Raw genomic sequence first — 19,858 nt, 5'->3', positions numbered from 1 at the left:
ATACACGATTGAGAGTCACGTGGCACACGACCAGGACCCAGCGCACGCCGACGCCGGCGCGTACGACTTCGCCGCAATCCAGGCGAAGTGGCTTCCCGTCTGGGATGAGTCCGAGCCGTTCCGTGCCGGGCTCCCCGGTGACACGAGGCCGCGCAAGTACATCCTCGACATGTTCCCCTACCCCTCGGGCGACCTGCACATGGGGCACGCCGAGGCGTTCGGCTACGGCGACACCGTGGCGCGCTACTGGCGCCACCAGGGCTTCGACGTGCTCCACCCGGTCGGCTGGGACTCTTTCGGGCTGCCCGCCGAGAACGCCGCCATCAAGCGCGGCATCGACCCGCGCGGTTGGACCTACGAGAACATCGAGCAGCAGAAGCGCTCGTTCCGCCAGTACGCGCCGTCGTTCGACTGGTCGCGTGAGCTCCACACCAGCGACCCCGAGTACTACAAGTGGAACCAGTGGCTGTTCCTGAAGCTCTACGAGCAGGGCATCGCCTACCGCAAGGCGGGCCAGGTCAACTGGTGCCCCAACGACCAGACGGTGCTCGCCAACGAGCAGGTCATCGACGGGCACTGCGAGCGCTGCGGCGCGGTCGTGACGAAGAAGGCCCTCACGCAGTGGTACTTCCGCGTCACCGACTACGCCGACCGGCTGCTCGACGACCTGAACCAGCTCGAGGGCGCCTGGCCCTCGAAGGTGCTGTCGATGCAGCGCAACTGGATCGGCCGCTCCTCCGGTGCCGACGTCGAGTTCGAGATCGAGGGGCGCGAGGAGCGCATCCCGGTCTTCACGACGCGCCCCGACACCCTGTTCGGAGCGACCTTCATGGTCGTCGCGCCCGATTCCGACCTCGCGGCAGAGCTCGCGAGCGGCGCGTCCGCCGAGGTGCGCATGCGCTTCCAGGACTACGTCGACTCGGTGCGCGCCGAGAGCGACATCGACCGTCTCGCGACCGACCGCCCGAAGACGGGCGTCTTCCTCGAGCGCTACGCGATCAACCCGGTCAACGGCGAGCGCCTGCCGATCTGGGCCGCCGACTACGTGCTCGCCGACTACGGCCACGGCGCGATCATGGCCGTGCCGGCGCACGACCAGCGCGACCTCGACTTCGCGCGCGCGTTCGACCTGCCCGTGCGTGTCGTCGTCGACACGAACGCTCCCGTCACGGGCGTGATCCCGGTGATCCCGCTCGACGAGAACGGCGACCCGTACCTGCCCGACGACCTCCCGCTCGAAGACCCGGCGTCGACGGGCGTCGCCCTCGCGGGCGAGGGCCGCCTCATCAACTCCGGCCCGCTCGACGGACTCTCGAAGTCCAACGCGATCCGCCGCGTGATCGAGCTCCTCGCCGAGCGCGGCCTCGGCCGCTCGTCGAAGAACTACCGCCTGCGCGACTGGCTGATCTCGCGCCAGCGCTATTGGGGCACGCCGATCCCGATCATCCACTGCCCCGATTGCGGCGAGGTGCCGGTTCCCGAGGCCGAGCTGCCGGTGCGACTGCCGGATGCCGCGGGGCTCGACCTGAAGCCGAAGGGCGCGAGCCCGCTCGGCGCCGCAGAAGACTGGGTCAACGTCGCGTGCCCGAACTGCGGGGGAGCGGCCCGCCGCGACTCCGACACGATGGACACCTTCGTGGACTCGTCGTGGTACTACCTGCGCTACCTCGACCCCAACAGCGACGAGCGTGCCTTCGACCCGGCCGAGGCCGAGAAGTGGGCGCCCGTCGACCAGTACGTCGGCGGCGTCGAGCACGCCATCCTGCACCTGCTGTACTCGCGCTTCATCACGAAGGTGCTCTTCGACCTCGGCTACCTGAGCTTCACCGAGCCGTTCACGTCGCTGCTCAACCAGGGCATGGTCATCATGGACGGCACCAAGATGTCGAAGTCCAAGGGCAACCTGGTGGAGTTCGCGAGCGAGCTGCGGGCGCACGGTGCCGACGCGCTGCGCGTCACGCTGGCGTTCGCGGGCCCGCCCGAAGACGACATCGACTGGGCCGATGTCTCTCCGGTCGGCGCATCGAAGTTCCTGGCCCGCGCCTGGCGCATCTCGGGTGAGGTCACGTCGAGCCCCGATGTCGAATGGAAGACGGGCGATGCGTCGCTCCGGCGGATCACGCACCGCCTGCTCGCCGATGCCCCTGGCCTCGTCGAGGCCTTCAAGTTCAACGTCGTCGTCGCGCGGCTCATGGAGCTCGTGAACGCGACGCGCAAGGCGATCGACTCCGGCGCGGGCGCCGGTGACGCCGCGGTGCGCGAGGCGGCAGAGGTCACCGCGATGATCCTCGACCTCTTCGCCCCGTTCACGGCCGAAGACATGTGGCAGCGCCTCGGCTACGAGCCGACCGTGGCACTCGTGCCGTGGCGCAAGGCCGACCCGGCACTCCTCGTCGAGGAGTCGGTGACCGCGGTCGTGCAGGTCGACGGCAAGGTGCGCGATCGACTCGAGGTGTCGCCGAAGATCTCGGGCGACGAGCTCGAGGCGATGGCGCGTGCGTCTGCAGCGGTCGTCCGCTCGATCGGCGAGCGTGAGATCGTCAACGTGATCGTGCGCGCGCCGCGTCTCGTGAACATCGCGACCCGGGGCTGATCGTGCGAACCCTCCCCGAGACGGGGAGGGTTCGACTCCCGGGTGCTCGCCGGCGATCAGCGCCGGACTGACAGCTGCCCGGTCACGACGGCAGGGCGAGTTCGAAGGCGCGGTGCATCTGCTCCGGTCGAGCGATCATGCACCGCATTCCGAGAGCCGCCGCACCGCCGTCGTCGTGCCACGAGTCGCCGATCATGACGCAGTGCCTCGGGTCGGCGCCGAGCGAGTCCGAGGCGAGTCGGAAGATCCGCGGATCGGGCTTCGCATACCCGACCTCATACGACAGGATCACCGCGTCGAACGCGGACGCGAGCCCCCAGCGATTCAAGGCGGGCCGGACATCCAGCGCGATGTTCGACACGACGGCCAGGGGCATCCCGATGGCGGAGGCGCGAGCGATGAATGCAGCGGCACCGGCGTTCAGCACCCACTGCTGAGGCATCGTCTCGTACAGGGATTCCGCGAGCTCGAGCGACGCACGATCGTCGCGGGAGATCGTCGACACGAATGCGTGCCGATGCGAGGTGGGGTCGAGGTCCCAGTCCAGTGTCGGGAACCGCTGCCTCGCGTCCACCCATACGTTCCGAATCCGATCGGAGAGCCCCGCGGACGGGTCGACGTCGTGGGGCACCCGCGTGCGCGCATCGGCGATCCACTCGTCGACCGATCGAGCGACGGCCAGGGTGCCGTGGAAATCGAGGAGCACCGCGCGCGGGTGACGGTGAGGTGGACGCGCTTCGGGACTCATGCCGCTCATTCTCCCGCGCTGCACGGCGGTCGGACATCCAGCGCGATCGGGATGTGAGCGAGGTCAGGCCCAGGACTGCTTCTGCGAGTCGACCAGGTGGATCACGTCTGACGGCGACGATATCCAGAACCCGTCGAACCCGGTGCCGAGGTCTTCGATCTCGTCGCGTCGCGCGATCCCGGCGTTCTCCAGCACCTCCGCTGCCGATCCGGTGTCGGAAGCCACCAGCTCGAGCCACACTTCGGCCTGCGAGAGCCCTGGACAATTGTCGATCCAGAGGTTGCAGGGGCCGAATTCGAATCCCGTGGCATCGCCGTCCGGTCCGGAGACCGCTGGGAGCTGCAGGATGTCGCGATAGAACCTGACCGTCGCCTCGTAGCGGTGCGGCGGCACCTTCAGGGCGACGTTGCGTCCGCCTGAGAACGCGGGATGCTGATCGGTCACGGTGTGCTCCTCGATACGAGTTGGTCTGACAGGTTGATGCAACCTTAGGGTTGCACCATCGCGAGTGCAACATTTGAGTTGCACCAAGGCGACGGAGGCTCGGGTTCCTCGCTGCGGGCGCGCGGCGAACGCCCATGCCCAGTTCGCGACGATCCATCCCTTCATCGACGGCAACGGCGGTACCGGCCGGGCGCGCTGCGAGCATTGGCGCTGCATCGAGGCCTGCGGAGAGAGGGGGCTTCTGAGCGACACTCCTCCTCGACAGCGGAGGAACCCCGGTCCGCTTGCACTGAGCTCTGCTGACCACAGCTCGAATGATGACGATCGTCGTAACGTGCGAGCATGCCCGCTCGCGATGCCGTCGACCCGTTGGCGGCGCTCGATCCCTCCGCCCGCCGCGCGAGCCCGCGCGTGCGTGTCGGCGTCGGCGCCGCCGTGGTGCTGTTCGTGCTGGCGGTGGCGGTGGCCGCGCTCATGTCGTTCGGTGCGGGTGGGGGTGGCGAGCAGGCGCGCATCGAGGCATCCGGGGACGGGCGAGCGGATGCCTCGGTCGACCCGTCGTCGACCGTGGGCGCGCCGTCGGTGCTCGTGCACGTGCTCGGCGCCGTCGTGCGGCCCGGGCTCGTCGAGCTCGACGCGGGTGCTCGGGTCGTCGATGCCATCGCGGCGGCGGGCGGTCTGACGCCCGACGCCGATCCCGCCGGGGTGAACCTCGCGCGTCCGCTCGTCGACGGCGAGCAACTCGCGGTGCCGGTGGTCGGCCAGGTGCCGCCGCCTGCTGCCGCGGGGGCGTCGGTGCCGGGCGCCGGCCCGGCCGACGGCCTCGTGCATCTGAACACCGCGGACCTCACCGAGCTCGACACGCTCCCGCGCATCGGACCGGCGCTCGCGCAACGCATCATCGACTGGCGCGACGCCAACGGTCCGTTCACGTCCATCGACCAACTGCTCGACGTCGCGGGCATCGGCGACGCCGTGTTCGCGGGCCTCGAGCCAGTCGTGGCACTCTGAGTGCGCGACCTCCGCCTGCTCCTGCCCGCGATGTTCGCGTGGCTGGCCGGATGGTGCGCCCTCGGCATCACCGGAGGCGCCTCGAGCGCCGCGCTCGTCGCCTGGGCGCTGTGGGCGGCGGCGTTCCTCGCTGTCGGCCTCGCCGTCATGGGAGTGCTGCGGGAGCGCCGACGACCCGCAGCGGGCGGCGCTGGCGCCGTCGGCGCACCGTTCGTTCGCGCGGCGGCGACGGCGCTCGTCGTGATTTCGGGCGGCGCCCTCGTGGCGAGCTCCGTGGCGCTCGGGCTCGGCGCGCGAGAGTCCTCTCCACTCGCCGACGCAGCCCAGGAGCATCGCACTGCCGAGGTCACGATCGAACTCACCGGTGCACCCCGGGTCATGCGCACGAACTGGTTCGCCGAGGGCGAGGCCCCGCCGCTCCGGGTCGACGGCAGGCTCGTCGGCATCGACGGTGCCGCGGCGCACGCGGTACCCGTGACGACGGCGCTCTCACTGCCCGCGGGCGAGCTGCAGCTCGGCGCCCGGGTCACGTTCTCGGCTCGTGTAACGGCATTGCCGGCCGAAGAGGGGGCGGCGTTCCGATTGGCGCCCGTGGGAGACATCCGCTCGGTGACGCTGCCGCCGCCGTGGCTCGCCTGGACCGTCGGCCTGCGCACCGGCTTCGCCGAGACCGCCGGCGCGCTCGGCGGCGACGGCGGCGCGCTCGTGCCCGGGCTCGCGATCGGCGACACGAGTGCGGTCGACGAGGGCCTCGACACAGCAATGAAGGCGGCGTCGCTCAGCCACCTGACGGCGGTCTCGGGGGCGAACTGCGCCATCGTGACCGCAGCGGCATTCGCCCTCGCCGCGCTGCTCGGCCTGCCTCGGCTGCTGCGTGTCGTCGTCGCCCTCGCGGCCCTCGCGGGGTTCGTGGTGCTCGTCACGCCCGAGGCGAGTGTCGTTCGCGCAGCGACGATGGCCGTCGTCGTGCTCGTGGCCGTCGCGGCGGGTCGACCGGGTGGCGGCACCGCCGCGCTCTCGCTCGCGGTCGTCGTGTTGCTGGTGGCCGACCCCTGGTACGCCCGCGACTACGGGTTCGCGCTGTCGGTGTTCGCGACGGCGGGGCTCCTGCTGCTCGCGCGGCCGCTCACCGTTGCGCTCGCACGCTGGATGCCGTTGCCCGTCGCCGCGGTCATCGGCGTGCCGCTCGCCGCCCAGCTGGCCTGCCAGCCGGTGCTCGTGCTGCTCGACCCGGCGCTCGCCCTCTACGGGGTGCCGGCGAATCTGCTCGCGGCGCCGGCGGCGCCCGTCGGCACGGTGGTCGGCCTCATCGGCTGCCTGCTCCTGCCGGTGCTGCCCTCGGTCGGGTTCGCGTGCCTGCAGCTCGCGTGGTTGCCCGCCTCGTGGATCGCGTTGCTCGCTCGGGCCTCATCGGCCATGCCCGCTGCCCGCCTCGAATGGCTGCCGGATGCCCCGGGCGCACTGCTCCTCGCGGCGTGCACGGCGATCGCGCTCTGGCTGCTCCTCGGGTCGCGGCGCCGGCGGCGAGTGCGTGGTGTCGCGGCCGCCGTGCTCATCGTGGCGATCGCCGTGCCCGTCGGACTCTTCGCGGGACGGCCGCTCATCGGTGCGGCGACGCGGCCGTTGGACTGGGATGTCGCTGCGTGCGACATCGGGCAGGGCGATGCGGTCCTCCTCCGCTCGGCCGAGGCGACGGCGCTGATCGACACCGGGCCGGATCCGGCCGCGCTCTCGCGGTGCCTGACGCTGCTGGGCATCACGCGCATCGATCTGCTCGTGTTGACGCACTGGGATGCCGATCATGCCGGGGGAGTGTCGGCGGTCGCCGGGCTCGTCGACACCGTGCTGCACGGGCCGCTCGACGGCGACCGGTCGACGCGTGCACTGGATCCGCTCGTCGCGGCGGGTGCTGAGTCGGTCGAGGTCGTCGCCGGCTTCGGCGGCACCCTCGGCGACGCACGCTGGCGCGTGGTGTGGCCTCGGCCCGACGCGCCGCCCGGCAACGATGCCAGCGTGGTGCTCGACGTCTCGACACCCGAGTACCGCGGCCTCTTCCTCGGCGACCTCGGTGAGGAGGCGCAGGCCCGGATGCTGCGCTCTGCGACGCTCGGCCCCGTCGATCTCGTGAAGGTCGCGCATCACGGCTCGGCCGACCAGAGTGAGCGCCTCTACGACGAACTCGGCGCGACGGTCGGCGTGATCGGGGTCGGCGCCGACAACGGCTACGGCCACCCGACCGACCGGCTCCTCGACCTGCTGCGTGCGAACGGCACGGCGGTGGTGCGCACCGACACGTCGGGCACCGCGCTGCTGACGACGGACGGCGGCGGATTCGATCTCTGGACCGAGCGGAGCGCCGTCGAGCAGTGAACCGCGAGTCGAATCTCAGTGGTGTCCCTGATGCGTTCCGAGGCGGCTTCATCGCCGGCCTCGAGTGCGCAGGAAATGCGGTCGTGGCCTGTGGAATCGCGGCTTCCGGGGGTCGGAGTTGTCGTAGGCTCGATCCCAGTTGTTCGGCGCGATGACCGCCGAGCGTCGAAGAATGGGGAACGCGCACATGGCGAACATGAACGTCACTTTCGGTGAACTGAACGCGAAGGCGGACCAGTTGGCTGTCGGCCGCGATGAGATCAATGCCACCCTCACGAAACTGCAGGGGCAGATCAACGCCCTCGTCGCCCAGGGATTCACCACCGACAAGGCATCGGGCGCGTTCGCAGAGGCGTACAACCGGTTCACCTCGGGTGCGACGAACACCATCGGCGGGCTCGACGACCTCGCGCTGTTCCTCCGCACGACGGCGACCACGCTCGGCGACGTCGACGCGCAGATCGCCTCGCGCATCGCACGCTGACGACTGGTACGTGCAGTGGTGATCCCTGAGCTTCGGGTATCGGACTCGCAGGTGCGGTCCGTTGCGGCGTGGCTCACGACGGCGCGCGAGGCGCTCGACTCGGTCTCGGAGACCGCGCCGAACACCGTATGGTTCGGAACGCCGGGCATCGCGTCCGTCGCGGCGGAGAACGACCGACTGCGAGCCGGGCACGCGGCGACCGTCGCCGCATCCCTTCGGGCCCTCGCCGGCACGACCCGCGACGGGCTGGACAGTCTCGACCTCGCGGAGGCGTCGCTCGTCAGGGCGCTCGCATGACCGGGCAGACCTGGTCCGATGACGATCCGGGTGCAGGCAGCGTCGCCGATATCCGAGCGTACGCGTGGTCGCTCTGGGCCCTGGTGATCGTGCTCCGAACCGGCGGTGCGACCGCGCTGAACAGCGCCATCCAACTCGCCGCCGACGGTTGGAACGGAAAGACCGCAGACGCTGTTCGGGGTGCGATGGCCACCCTGCAACCGGAGCCCGACCTGCTCGCCTCCCGTCTCGAGCACGAGACCAATGTCCTGCAGCGGTATGCGACCGACCTCGAAGAGATCCAGGCGCGCGTGCGGAGCGTGCGTGCCCGGCGCGACGAGGCTCAGGCGAAGGTGTGGTTCCTTGACTCGCAGGTGAGCTCGCTCCCCACGCCGACCGTGCTGCTCACGCCTGGCGAGGGAGCCGAGCAGGAGCGGCTCCGCGCCGACCTCTCCGAGGCCGAGGATTCACTCAGTACCGCGACGCGCGAATGGGCGGCCATCGTCGAAGCGCGGCTCATTGCGGACACCGTGTGCCGGTCCGGTCTGAGTGGTGCGGCCGCACGTGGCGGCGTCGCTGCGTCCACCGGCACCGCCGGCGGGAGTACTCCGCTCCTGCAGAGGCTCGCCCAGCTGACTCCGATGGAGCTCCTCACTCTCGCACGCACGCATCCTGAGCTCCTCGAGCAGCTGAGGACCAGCCCTCCCGAGGCGTCCGACGTCGCGGAATGGTGGGCGGGTCTCGGCGGCGAATACGACGATGCCGGTTCGTACATCCCCTCCGCGTTGCAGTCCGCGCTGATCGCCGCCGCTCCGGGAGTCATCGGCAACCTCGGCGGGGTCGCGTACGGTGCCCGTGACCAAGCCAACCGAATCTGGCTCGCCGCCCAGATTGCGGAGGCCGAAGCCGCAGTCGATCTCGCTGGCGCACTCGATCCGGGGCCGGGAGCAGCGGGGCAGCCGATGAACCAGTTCCACCTCGCCGCCGAGGGCGCACGAACGCGTCTCACGGCGCTCGAGAACATCGATGCCGCAGTGAACGGAACCCGAGACGAGGTGCAGCGACAGCTGATCGGCCTGACAGCGGATGTCCCTCCGCTCGCCCAGGTCTCGATCGGCAATCTTGACCTCGCCGAGAACGTCAGTTTCCTCGTCCCGGGCATGGGCACGACCACGACCGACGGCGTGGTCGGATGGGCGCGAGCGGGGCAGAACCTGTACGACATGCAGCTGTCCGTGGAGAGCGGCACACGGCATGCGGTGATCGCGTGGATCGGATACGAGACGCCGCCGGTGCCGGACACCGAGAACATGAACTTCGGAGTGCTGATGGGCGACTACGCACGAGCGGGCGGGGAGCGGCTCAATGTCGACATCGACGCATACAACGCCGTCTCGGGTACGCGCGAGACGCAGCTGAATGTGGTCGCGCACTCCTACGGGACCACCACGGCCGCCGACGCTCTGGCAGCCGCCGACCAGGGCGTCGATGCGTTCGTGATGATCGGCTCGGCAGGCATCGAACCATCGATCGAGTCGGTGCATGATCTGCATGCCGAGCTTGTCTTCGCGGGGCAGGCACGAGATGTCGCTCCGAAGCTCGAGGCGGGGCTCGGCGACGAATGGGCCTGGACCGGACGTGAGGGAAGCCACCGACTGAACCCGATGGACGAGAGCTTCGGGGCGACCCGGTTCGGCACCAACGGCGTTCCGGGAAGCCCTGACCTCAACGCGACCACCGCGCACGACCCGATGGTCCGCGGCGACGGCTACGGTTACCTCGAGAGCAACTCGGAGTCGCTGATGAACATCGCGCTTGCGACGACCCAGCAGTCCGCGGACCTGACGCTGCACGTTCCTCCGGAGTTGACGCCGTTCCAGCGCGGGCTCGTCACGCCGGCGTTCCCCGGTGGTGTGCCGATCCTGGTTTCTCCAACCGAGCTTGGTGGTGCGAAGTGACTCGTCTTCGAACAGGTCGTGCCGTGGTTTCCGCTGCCGCGATCATGCTGCTGCTCAGCGGGTGCGGCAGCGGCGACCGACCTGACCCGACATCGAGCGCGGAGGAACAGATGAGCCCTGAAGAGACACACGAGGCGCTCCGCGAGACCATGGAATCGACGATCGCATTCCTCGGCGGTCCCACAGGGTGGTCCCAGTATGTCGACAACCCTCCCGAGCAGTGCACGCTTCCCGACGGCACCGACGGGGTGACCTTCACCGCTCGACAGACCGGTCCTGGAGTCACCGATGCCGAAGCAACCGTCACCGGGCTCGAAACGCACTGGGAGAGCCTCGGGCTCTCGCCGGAACGGGTCGATTCGGCCCGAACGCAGATCGTGCTGTTCGGCTACGGCGGCCCGGTCAAGAGCATGGGCGCGTTCGTCGACGCGGAGCTGATCACCGTCTCCGGCGAAGCTCATTGCGTGCCCGGCGATTTCGCACAACTCCTCGACGAGCACCTCGACGCGAACTGACGGCGTGCGGAGGAGCGCGGCGTCGTCGGTGTCGGCGCCGGCCCGTAGACTCGAAGCGACGAATGGGAGGTGCGGTGGCATCGCGCGCAGGGGCATCGCCCAAGACGAAGGCGGCGATCCCGCAACTCGCCTGGCACGCGATCCGGCCGGCACCGGTGGTGCTCGTGACGGGCGCAGAAGACGTGCTCGCCGAGCGATCGATCACGATGCTGCGCGACTTCCTGCGTACCGAAGACCCGGCCCTCGAAGTGAGCGATCTCGAAGCCGACGGCTACCGGCGCGGCGAACTCATGACGCTCGCGAGCCCCTCGCTCTTCGGTGAGCCGCGCCTCATCCGGGTCAGCGCCGTCGAACGCGCGAGCGACGACTTCCTGCTCGATGCGCTCGACTACCTCTCCCAGACGGCCGAGTCCACGACCCTCGTGCTCCGCCACCGCAACGGCGTTCGCGGCAAGAAGCTCCTCGACGCGATTCGCGCCGGCGGCGGAGGCGGCATCGAGATCGTCTGCGCCGAACTCAAGAAAGACGCAGAGAAGCAGGACTTCGCCGCCGCCGAATTCCGCGCAGCGGGCCGCAAGATCAGCCCCGGCGCGTTGCGGGCGCTCGTCGGCGCGTTCAGCGACGATCTGCGCGAACTCTCAGCGGCCTGCCGGCAGCTGCTCGCCGATGCGCCATCCGACATCACCGAATCCGTCGTCGCGCGCTACTACGGTGGCCGCGTCGAGACCAACGCATTCGCGGTGGCCGACGCGGCGATCGCTGGACGGCACGGCGAGGCGCTCATCGCGCTCCGGCACGCGCTCGACAGCGGCGCCGACCCGGTGCCCATGGTCGCGGCGTTCGCCATGAAGGTACGCACGATGGCGAAGGTGTCGGGCACTCGAGGCGGCGGTGCCCAGCTCGCAGGTTCGCTGGGTCTCGCGCCATGGCAGGTCGACCGTGCGCGACGCGATCTCGCCGGCTGGACCGATGAAGGGCTCGGCAGGGCGATCGAGGCTCTCGCCGCCACTGATGCCGCGGTCAAGGGCGCCGAGCGAGACCCCGTGTTCGCTCTCGAACGGCTCGTCGGCGTCATCGCCTCGCGCGGCCGCGCGTGACGACTGCGGAGTTCGCGCGACCGCTGCTGCTGCGTACGGCTCCCATTTCCGTCGTCGAGTTCGTCACGTCGGTGCTCGGCGGCGGAATCGCGCGGGAGACGCCCGCCGCGGCGGGTTTCACTCCGTCCGTGGCATCCGTCGTCAGTGCGGCCTCGGGACGGCATGTATTCGTCAAGGCCGGCGCGGTCGGTGACGCTGGCGGTGACGCAGTGCGCGTCGGCGCTGAACTCGCCTCGACCATCGGTGATCTGGGGCCGCCGCTGCTGTCGTGGAGCGAGTCCGACGGGTGGGTGGTGGCCGTCTACGAACGCGTGCACGGCGCTGCGATCGCCGAGTGGAACCATGCCGACCTCGGGTCCCTCGCCGCTCTGTCGCATCATCTGCGCGAACGTCTGGATCCGAGTCCGGTTCGCGCCACCGAGCCGTACGCGCACGCGTTCGCGCCGCTCTTGGGCGCGTGGGAGGCGCTGCAACGACCTGCGACGGCGGCAACGGCATCCGTCGCCCATGTGCGACACCTGGACCTGCCCTACGGGCTCCGTGTCGAGACGCTCGCAGAGCTCGAGGCCGAATGGTTCGAGACGCTCGCTTCGGGCACGGCATTCCAACACGGCGACATCCGCCGCGACAACGTCATGCGCGAGCCTTCGGGCAGGCTCCGTCTGGTCGACTGGACGCATCGGTGGACGGCGCCGGGGTGGGCTGATTGGATCCGGCTCATTCCCGACATCGCCGCTGACGGATTCGACCCCGAGGCTGTGCTCGCAGCTTCGGCCTGGTCTGATGCCGATCCGCATGGCGTCGACGTGATGCTCGCGGGCCTCGCCGGGCGCTGCTGGCGCGACGGGCACGCGCCCGCCGTGCCGGGACTCCCGCAGCTCAGGCCGATGCAGTTGCTGCAGGGCGACATGACGCTGCGCTGGCTGGCGCGTCGCCTGTAGCGCCCCGCGCATGACGAAGGCCCCGACACATCCGTGCCGGGGCCTTCATCGAGTGCGTGTTCGCGTCAGAGCGCTGCGACCTGCTTCGCGAGAGCCGACTTGCGGTTCGCGGCCTGGTTCTTGTGGATGACGCCCTTGCTCGAAGCCTTGTCGAGCTTGCGCGTCGCGGCACGGAGGGCGGTCGTCGCCTTCTCCTTGTCGCCCGTGGAGATCGCGTCCTTCGCAGTGCGGATGACGGTCTTCAGCTCGCTCTTGACGGCCTTGTTGCGCTCCTGCGCCTTGAGGTTCGTGCGGTTGCGCTTGATCTGCGACTTGATGTTTGCCACGTGGAGTTCGTCTTTCGTTCTTGTGCGGGTACCGGATGTGCCGGGAAAGGTAGAGGGGCCTCACCGGCGAATCGTGCGGGGTGGGACCCACACGCAAGCCAACAGGCAACGATACCAGCTATGCGGGTGCGTCACCAACGTCCGCGCCTGCGAGTTGCCCGGGGAAACTCGGCGACCCTTCCGGCGGCGTGCCGGCCGGGCTGCGCCGCCGACGCTCGGCGGCGGCGCGCCGATCGAGTTCGGCGACGGCGCCGAGCACGGTCGCAGCGAAATCGTCGGGTCGGATGAGGCTCACGAGGTGCGTCGCGCGGGGAATGATGACGAGGTGGCCGTCTCTGGCGGCGCGCAGCATCCGGCGCTCCTCGAGACGGAAGTGGTCGAACCGGCCGTTCACGAGCCAGACCGGCACGTCGATCGCCGAGAGCGCTCCGACGGGGTCGAGATCACCGACGGCGCCGAGCACGGGTGCCATGACGTCGAGGGCGACGCCGCCCGCGAGCACGTCGTCGGCGGCCTCGGGGGAGAGGAAGAGCCGTGCCATCGCGTCGTTGAGGCCGCGACCGCGGTCGGGCATGCGGCCGATGATCGCTGCCAGTCGCCGGTAGCCGCCGAGCGGCGCACCCCGCGGGCGCGTGCTGCACGACGCCGCGACGAGCCCATCGAGGCGATCGGGGTTCCGAGCAGCGAACTCCAATGCGAGATATCCGCCGAGACTGAGCCCGACGAGCAGCCGGGGGATTGCGCGGTCGGTCGCGCCCGCAGCGACAGAGGGGTTCAGTGCAGCATCGATCGTCTGCAGCGCCGCTTCGATCGAGAAGGGCTCGCCGATCCTCGCGCCGTGTCCGGGCAGATCGATGGCGACGACATCGAGGTCGTGCGCACCGAGCAGCTCGAGCTGCCTGCGCCACATCGACGATGAGGTGCGGAGTCCGTGCACGAGCACGACGCGAGCGCGAGGCATCCGTCAGCCCGCCCTGATCGCACCCAGTTCGCGTGCCCTGGCGACCGCTGCGGTGCGCGAACCGACCCCGAGCTTGGTGAAGATGTGCACGAGGTGCGACTTGACAGTCGCCTCGCTGAGGAAGAGGGCGCGGCCGATCTCGCGATTGGTGCGGCCCTCCGCAACGAGCGAGAGCACTTCGGCCTCGCGCACCGTCAGCCGTTCGCCGCTCGCAAGCGACGCATCGAGTCGCGACGAGACTCCCGGGGCGAGCGCGGCGTCGCCGACCGCCGCGGCGTGCACGGCTGCGATGAGCTCGGCCGGCGGGGCATCCTTCAGCAGGTAGCCGCTCGCCCCGGCCTCGATCGCTCCGAGGATGTCGGCATCCGTGTCGTAGTTCGTCAGCACGAGCACTCGTGGCGAGCCCTTCCGCGAGCGGATGCGGCGGGTCGCCTCTGCACCCTGCATGGCGCCCGGGTACTGCAGGTCCATGAGCACGAGGTCGACAGCGGATGCCTCGGCCAGCCGCACCGCGTCTTCGGCCGTCGTGGCCTCGCCCACGACCTCGAGGTCGGGTTCGCTCTCGAGCATCGCGCGGATGCCGGCGCGCACGACGGGATGGTCGTCGCTGAGGAGGATGCGGATCATGGCCTCACCACCGGGATGCGGACGGAGATCGCCGTGCCGTCGCCGGGAGCCGACTCGATGTCGACGCTGCCGCCGAGGGCCGCAGCGCGCTGGCGGATGGCGCGGAGACCGAACCCGCCGGGACCTGCGTCGCCGGGCTGCGAGGCGTCGGCGTCGAGCGTTGACGACGTGCGGAACCCGACCCCGTCGTCGACGACGTCGAGCGCGATCTCGTCGCCGAGGTAGCTGAGCGTGACCGAGGCATGCGTGGCACCGGCGTGCTGCAGCACGTTCGCGAGCGACCCCTGCGCGATGCGGAGGAGGGCTGCGTCAGCCGCCATCGACAGCATCACGGGGTCGCCGCTCGTGGAGAACTCGACCCGGAGCGGCGTGCCGGACTGCATCGACTGCTCAGTGGTCGACTCGGTGAGGCGCCGGAGCGCCGACGGCAGGGTCTGCGCGTCGAGCGAGGGCGGCGCGAGCTCGCGGATGAAGCGGCGCGTCTCGCCGAGGTTCTGGGCGGCGGTCTCGCGGGCCAGCTTCAGCTTCTGCTGCGTGGGCTCGTCTGCGACATCGCGCTCCGCGGCGTGCAGCAGCATCTGGATGCTCGACAGGCCCTGCGCCACGGTGTCGTGGATCTCCTTCGCGAGGCGTTCACGCTCGGCGAGGGTGCCCGCCTCGCGGCTCGCGGCCGCGAGCTCCTCGCGTGTCGCCATGAGGTCGAGGATCAGAGCCTGACGCTCCTGCGTCTCCTGCGCCATGGCGCGATACCCGAGGCCGATCACGATGGCGACGCCGGCGCTGATCAGCGGGCCGAGGATCGAGCCGACCTCGAACCCGAGGTGGGTCGCCGTGCCCCAGACCGAGAGGCCGAAGGTCACGACGACGAGCGGCACCGCGATCGGCGCCGCGAGCACATGCAGCTCGAGGAAGAAGAGCGGGAAGGCGAGGAACGCCGCGTCGGGAGTCATGGCCGACATGCCGACCCACAGCACGAGCAGGCTGACGAGCCAGATCACCCGCGCCCAGGTCGGCAGGCTGCGGTGGGCGGTCGCGACGCCGGCTCCGTAGCAGGCGAGGAACGCGACGGCCAGCACCGTCACCCCGATCTCGTCGGGTGCGTCGTCGAGCAGCGCGCGCACGACCACGAAGAGCGTGAGGCCCACGACGAGCACGTGCAGGCCGAGTCGGAGCGCCGTGAACACCGGCCGCAGGGCCGATGGAGCGACGCGTTCGCTCGGGATCTGGATGACCGCCATGATGCTCCGAGCGTAGCCCGGGGGCGCGCCGCGGGGCATCCGTCGAAAGTCTGAAGCGAAGTCATGGGAGAATCGTCAGGATGTCCCCGAGAGCCACGAACCCGCCGGTGCCTGCTGCCACCGACCCCGCGCTGATCCGCAACTTCTGCATCATCGCGCACATCGACCACGGCAAGTCGACGCTCGCCGACCGCATGCTCGGTATCACGGGCGTCGTGAGCGATCGAGACATGCGCGCGCAGTACCTCGACCGCATGGACATCGAGCGTGAGCGCGGCATCACGATCAAGAGCCAAGCGGTGCGCATGCCGTGGCAGGTCGAGGGTTCCTCGTACGCGCTGAACATGATCGACACCCCCGGTCACGTCGACTTCAGCTACGAGGTCTCCCGCTCGCTCGCGGCGTGCGAGGGCGCGATCCTCCTCGTCGACGCGGCGCAGGGCATCGAGGCCCAGACGCTCGCGAACCTCTACCTCGCACTCGAGAACGACCTCGAGATCATCCCAGTGCTGAACAAGATCGACCTCCCGGCCGCCGAGCCCGAGAAGTACGCGAAGGAGCTCGCCGACCTCATCGGCGGTTCGCCCGACGACGTGCTCAAGGTCTCGGGCAAGACCGGCGTCGGCGTCGAAGCGCTGCTCGACCGTGTCGTCGAGCGCATTCCCGCCCCGGTCGGCGATGCGGATGCCCCGGCGCGCGCGATGATCTTCGATTCCGTCTACGACAGCTACCGCGGCGTCGTCACCTACGTGCGCATGATCGACGGCCACCTGAAGCCGCGCGAGCGCATTCAGATGATGTCCACGAGGGCGACCCACGAGATCCTCGAGATCGGCGTCAGCTCGCCCGAACCGACTCCCTCGAAGGGTCTCGGCATCGGCGAGGTCGGCTACCTGATCACCGGTGTGAAGGACGTGCGCCAGTCGAAGGTCGGTGACACGGTCACGACCGCCGCGAAGCCGGCGACCGAGGCGCTGCCCGGCTACACCGAGCCGCTGCCGATGGTCTTCTCGGGTCTCTACCCGATCGACGGCAGCGACTACCCCGAGCTCCGCGAGGCGCTCGACAAGCTGAAGCTCTCCGACGCCGCGCTCGTCTACGAGCCCGAGACCTCCGTCGCGCTGGGCTTCGGCTTCCGCTGCGGCTTCCTCGGCCTGCTGCACCTCGAGATCGTGACCGAGCGCCTCGAGCGCGAGTTCGGCCTCGACCTCATCGCCACCGCACCGTCGGTGATCTACGAGGTGACGACCGAAGACAAGAAGACGGTCACGGTCACGAACCCGAGCGAGTTCCCGACGGGGGCGAAGATCGTCGAGGTGCGCGAGCCCATGGTGCGCGCCGCGATCCTCGCGCCGAAGGACTACGTCGGCACGATCATGGAGCTCTGCCAGTCGCGTCGCGGCTCGCTCATCGGCATGGAGTACCTCGGTGAAGACCGGGTCGAGATCCGCTACAACATGCCGCTCGGCGAGATCGTGTTCGACTTCTTCGACCAGCTGAAGTCGAAGACCGCCGGCTACGCCTCGCTCGACTACGAGCCCACGGGCGACCAGGCCGCCGACCTCGTGAAGGTCGACATCCTGCTCCAGGGCGAGCAGGTCGACGCGTTCAGTGCGATCGTGCACCGCGACAAGGCATACGCCTACGGCGTGCTCATGACCGGACGCCTGCGCGAACTCATCCCGCGCCAGCAGTTCGAGGTGCCCATCCAGGCCGCGATCGGCGCCCGCATCATCGCGCGCGAGTCGATCCGCGCGATGCGGAAAGACGTGCTCGCCAAGTGCTACGGCGGTGACATCAGCCGGAAGCGCAAGCTCCTCGAGAAGCAGAAGGAGGGCAAGAAGCGCATGAAGATGGTCGGCCGCGTCGAGGTCCCTCAAGAGGCGTTCATCGCCGCGCTCTCGGGCGACGTCGAGAAGAAGGACAAGAAGTAGCCTCGGCCTCTACTTCCGAGGCGCTCCCGGCGCATATGCGCTGAGCCGCTCGCGGAGCGATCCGGTGTGCAGCTCGAAGAGATGCGCGTCGTCGTCGTAGAAGTAGATCGACTCGCCCTCGCCCGCGACGCGCGAGCGCGGCGGACGCTGCTCGAGGCCGAGCGCGTCGATCACGCGACGCAGCTCGTCGAGCGCGCCCGCGTCGACCTGGAACGCGACGTGATTGTACGAACGCGGCAACCCTCCGTCGCCCTGCATGATCGCGACCCACGTCGCCACCGGCTCTTCGCCGACGAGGAAGAAGCGCTCCTCAGAAAGGGAGAACCTCTCGGCGCCGCTGTCGTACACCCGTACCGCTCCGAGCACGCGCGTGAGGATCGTCTCCATGCGGTCGAGGTCGCTGACGATGAAGGTCACGTGGCTGAGGCCTGAACTGCCGATGAGAGGGGTGCTGTCTGCCATGCCTCCATTCTCGGAGACCTTGGCCCGAGCCATCGACGCCGACGGCGCCGAGCGCTAGCGTGGTCGCCGTCAGCGGGTGAAGCGTCGGACTGCATCGGGCGGTCGAGCGCACCCAGAAGGGGGCTGAGCATGGTCCGGATGCTGCGTCCGAGCGTGTTGCGGCCAGGCGACACCGTCGCCGTGGCGGCGCTCTCAGGCGGCCTCGACGCCGACGAGGTGGCGCTCTTCAGACGCGGCATCGCCGAACTCGAGGGACTCGGCTTCGTCGTGCAGGTCTCGCCGCTCGTCGAGATCGGGCGTCACTGGTGGTGGGGCGCGGCCCAACCCGCCGAGCTCGCGCGGGAGTTCAACCGACTGCTCCGCGACCCGCAGGTGCGCGCGATCTTCGCGCTCTCGGGCGGTCGCATGACGCTCGGCTACCTCGACCTGATCGACTACGCGGCCGTCGAGGCCGACCCCAAGCCGGTGATCGGGTTCAGCGACATCGATGTCGTGCTGCTCGCGCTGCACTCCCGCACGGGTCTCGTGGGCGTGCACGGCGATCTCGTGACCTTCGGGTACGGCGAATGGCAGGAGGCCGGTGCCGAACGGCGGCAGGAACTCGCCGACGTCTCGACCCGTCTGCTCACGAGCACGGCGCCCGTCGGCATGCTTCCTTCGGGCGGCGAGTGGGAGCGCTGGCACGGCGGGCGTGCGGTGGGCCCGCTGATCGGCGGCCTCCTGAACCGCCTCGTGCGCCTGCAGGCGACGCCGTTCGCGCTGCCGCCTGAACGCTTCGACGGCGCGATCCTGTTCTGGGAGGAAGTCGGCACCGCCACGTCGGCGGCCTGGAACGACCTGCACGTGCTCCGCCACGCCGGCATCCTCGATCGCATCGCGGGCATGCTCGTCGGCCCGATCGCCGACGTCGAGGTCACCGAAGGCGGCCCCGGGCTGCGCGAGATCGTGCTCGACGTGCTCGGCGACCGCGACATCCCCGTGCTCGCGAATCTCGAGATCGGCCACACCCCGCCGAACCTGCCGTTGCCGCTCGGCGTTCGGGCCCAGCTCGACGCGGATGCCACGACCCTCTCGCTGCTCGAATCGGCCGGCGTCGATCGCTGAGCCCCCGCCGAGGCACGTCATCACCAGAACGGACTCAGGCGACGTCCGTAGAATCGACTGTGCCTGTCGAGCCCGCATCGCATCAGACGCGTGCGCCCGGCAGGTGCCGCACCACAGGAAAGGCCCACGGATGACCCGCCGAAGCACCTTCACCGACCAATCGGTCACGTACGGCGCCATCGGGGCGACCCTCGCACCCGATCTGCTGCGCTACCCGCCTACCGGCTACCGCCCGTCCGAAGACGTGGTTCGCCTCGGCTCGGGCATCGAGCGGTTCGAGCGCGCCGCCGAGTCGCTCATGACGTGGGGCATCCAGCGCGGCTCGGGCTTCGAGATCGCCGACATCTCGACGGGCACGGGCGCCCAGTACCCGGGCATCGTCTACGACGTCGAAGGCGCCCCGCTCGCCGAACAGCCGGCCCCGCGCATCGAGGAGCGGTTCGGTGCCGACGGCATGCCCTATATCGCCGCCGGGATGACCGCGACACTCGAGCGCAAGAAGCGGATCGGCACGGAACAGATCCCCGTGCTCATCGTCTACGTGATCGACGAGCCCGAACGCATCGGCTTCGCCTACGGCACCACGGCTGAGGGCCCCGAGAGCGGCGAGGAGTCCTTCATCGTCGAGCACCGCGACGACGACACCGTATGGCTCACGATCCGGTCGATCTTCGCGACGACCGGCGTCACCGCGCCGATGCAGCGCAAGCGTCGTCGCGAGCTCACTCGCCTCGAGCTGCGGGCCCTGCACCCCGCCGGCGGCGTCTAG

The 19,858-nt window shown here is 69.8% G+C and carries 19 protein-coding genes and 1 pseudogene; 13 read left to right on the top strand and 7 right to left on the bottom strand.

Annotated features, from left to right (window positions below):
* Nucleotides 1-19 precede the first annotated feature (19 nt).
* On the top strand, nucleotides 20-2,593 hold the full coding sequence (gene leuS / locus BUR99_RS05305; RefSeq protein ID WP_074259230.1) for a leucine--tRNA ligase: 2,574 nt from the start codon (nucleotides 20-22) through the stop codon (nucleotides 2,591-2,593).
* 82 nt (nucleotides 2,594-2,675) lie between these two features.
* On the opposite strand, the gene BUR99_RS05300 is transcribed toward leuS, so the two are convergent.
* Both BUR99_RS05300 and BUR99_RS05295 read right to left on the bottom strand, forming a co-directional pair.
* The gene (locus BUR99_RS05300) at nucleotides 2,676-3,341 is read right to left on the bottom strand and encodes an HAD family hydrolase (protein ID WP_159440953.1); all 666 of its coding nucleotides are present in this window, start codon (nucleotides 3,339-3,341) and stop codon (nucleotides 2,676-2,678) included.
* Nucleotides 3,342-3,404: 63 nt separating this feature from the next.
* Complete coding sequence (locus tag BUR99_RS05295) at nucleotides 3,405-3,785, bottom strand: VOC family protein (RefSeq protein WP_074259228.1); 381 nt, start codon at nucleotides 3,783-3,785, stop codon at nucleotides 3,405-3,407.
* 64 nt (nucleotides 3,786-3,849) lie between these two features.
* Between BUR99_RS05295 and BUR99_RS20610 the strand changes: the two are divergent.
* From BUR99_RS20610 to BUR99_RS05250, 9 genes and pseudogenes are all read left to right on the top strand, one after another.
* Nucleotides 3,850-3,969, top strand: a pseudogene (locus BUR99_RS20610) (Fic family protein); the annotation flags it as partial.
* Nucleotides 3,970-4,127: 158 nt separating this feature from the next.
* On the top strand, nucleotides 4,128-4,796 hold the full coding sequence (locus BUR99_RS05285) for a ComEA family DNA-binding protein (RefSeq protein WP_074259227.1): 669 nt from the start codon (nucleotides 4,128-4,130) through the stop codon (nucleotides 4,794-4,796).
* On the top strand, nucleotides 4,797-7,166 hold the full coding sequence (locus tag BUR99_RS05280) for a ComEC/Rec2 family competence protein (protein WP_084183605.1): 2,370 nt from the start codon (nucleotides 4,797-4,799) through the stop codon (nucleotides 7,164-7,166). It abuts the gene before it with no gap.
* A gap of 196 nt (nucleotides 7,167-7,362) precedes the next feature.
* Nucleotides 7,363-7,650: a WXG100 family type VII secretion target gene (locus BUR99_RS05275; RefSeq protein ID WP_234980737.1), complete on the top strand. Its 288-nt coding sequence runs from the start codon at nucleotides 7,363-7,365 to the stop codon at nucleotides 7,648-7,650.
* A 51-nt stretch (nucleotides 7,651-7,701) separates the two neighbouring features.
* Nucleotides 7,702-7,947, top strand: a complete 246-nt coding sequence (locus BUR99_RS20215) for a hypothetical protein (RefSeq protein ID WP_159440952.1) — start codon at nucleotides 7,702-7,704, stop codon at nucleotides 7,945-7,947.
* On the top strand, nucleotides 7,944-9,884 hold the full coding sequence (locus BUR99_RS05265) for an alpha/beta hydrolase (protein ID WP_074259225.1): 1,941 nt from the start codon (nucleotides 7,944-7,946) through the stop codon (nucleotides 9,882-9,884). The genes BUR99_RS20215 and BUR99_RS05265 overlap by 4 nt, the downstream gene beginning before the upstream one ends.
* Nucleotides 9,885-9,994: 110 nt before the next feature.
* Nucleotides 9,995-10,399 (top strand): hypothetical protein, encoded by a 405-nt coding sequence (locus tag BUR99_RS05260; RefSeq protein WP_143231451.1) that lies wholly within the window; start codon nucleotides 9,995-9,997, stop codon nucleotides 10,397-10,399.
* Between the two features lie 62 nt (nucleotides 10,400-10,461).
* Nucleotides 10,462-11,496 carry a DNA polymerase III subunit delta gene (gene holA, locus BUR99_RS05255; protein WP_074259223.1) on the top strand — a complete coding sequence of 345 codons (1,035 nt, stop codon included), beginning with the start codon at nucleotides 10,462-10,464 and terminating at the stop codon, nucleotides 11,494-11,496.
* Nucleotides 11,493-12,437 carry an aminoglycoside phosphotransferase family protein gene (locus BUR99_RS05250; RefSeq protein WP_074259222.1) on the top strand — a complete coding sequence of 315 codons (945 nt, stop codon included), beginning with the start codon at nucleotides 11,493-11,495 and terminating at the stop codon, nucleotides 12,435-12,437. Before holA ends, BUR99_RS05250 begins: the two co-directional genes overlap by 4 nt.
* Before the next feature lie 65 nt (nucleotides 12,438-12,502).
* Here the strand turns inward: BUR99_RS05250 and rpsT are convergent, their stop codons facing one another.
* The 4 genes from rpsT to BUR99_RS05230 all read right to left on the bottom strand — a co-directional run bounded on the left by rpsT (nucleotide 12,503) and on the right by BUR99_RS05230 (nucleotide 15,589).
* Nucleotides 12,503-12,763 (bottom strand): 30S ribosomal protein S20, encoded by a 261-nt coding sequence (rpsT, locus tag BUR99_RS05245; RefSeq protein ID WP_074259221.1) that lies wholly within the window; start codon nucleotides 12,761-12,763, stop codon nucleotides 12,503-12,505.
* A gap of 118 nt (nucleotides 12,764-12,881) precedes the next feature.
* Nucleotides 12,882-13,724 carry an alpha/beta fold hydrolase gene (locus BUR99_RS05240; protein ID WP_074259220.1) on the bottom strand — a complete coding sequence of 281 codons (843 nt, stop codon included), beginning with the start codon at nucleotides 13,722-13,724 and terminating at the stop codon, nucleotides 12,882-12,884.
* Between the two features lie 3 nt (nucleotides 13,725-13,727).
* Nucleotides 13,728-14,351, bottom strand: coding sequence for a response regulator (locus tag BUR99_RS05235; RefSeq protein WP_074259219.1), 624 nt, complete (start codon nucleotides 14,349-14,351; stop codon nucleotides 13,728-13,730).
* Nucleotides 14,348-15,589: a sensor histidine kinase gene (locus tag BUR99_RS05230; RefSeq protein WP_074259497.1), complete on the bottom strand. Its 1,242-nt coding sequence runs from the start codon at nucleotides 15,587-15,589 to the stop codon at nucleotides 14,348-14,350. The genes BUR99_RS05235 and BUR99_RS05230 overlap by 4 nt, the downstream gene beginning before the upstream one ends.
* 80 nt (nucleotides 15,590-15,669) lie before the next feature.
* Here BUR99_RS05230 and lepA point away from each other — a divergent pair, with 80 nt between their 5' ends.
* Nucleotides 15,670-17,523 (top strand): translation elongation factor 4, encoded by a 1,854-nt coding sequence (gene lepA / locus BUR99_RS05225; RefSeq protein ID WP_074259218.1) that lies wholly within the window; start codon nucleotides 15,670-15,672, stop codon nucleotides 17,521-17,523.
* A 9-nt stretch (nucleotides 17,524-17,532) separates the two neighbouring features.
* On the opposite strand, the gene fosX is transcribed toward lepA, so the two are convergent.
* The gene (fosX, locus tag BUR99_RS05220) at nucleotides 17,533-17,985 is read right to left on the bottom strand and encodes a FosX/FosE/FosI family fosfomycin resistance hydrolase (RefSeq protein WP_074259217.1); all 453 of its coding nucleotides are present in this window, start codon (nucleotides 17,983-17,985) and stop codon (nucleotides 17,533-17,535) included.
* 138 nt (nucleotides 17,986-18,123) lie between these two features.
* Between fosX and BUR99_RS05215 the strand changes: the two genes are divergently transcribed.
* On the top strand, nucleotides 18,124-19,089 hold the full coding sequence (locus BUR99_RS05215; RefSeq protein ID WP_200802664.1) for a S66 peptidase family protein: 966 nt from the start codon (nucleotides 18,124-18,126) through the stop codon (nucleotides 19,087-19,089).
* 130 nt (nucleotides 19,090-19,219) lie between these two features.
* Entirely contained in the window at nucleotides 19,220-19,858 is a 639-nt protein-coding gene (locus BUR99_RS05210; protein WP_074259215.1) for a DUF1990 family protein, read from the top strand.

It is taken from the genome of Agromyces cerinus subsp. cerinus (assembly GCF_900142065.1).
GTDB classification, from domain to species: Bacteria; Actinomycetota; Actinomycetes; order Actinomycetales; family Microbacteriaceae; genus Agromyces; species Agromyces cerinus.
Note: the sequence above shows the minus strand (reverse complement) of the source record. Positions and strands in the feature narration are given on the sequence as shown.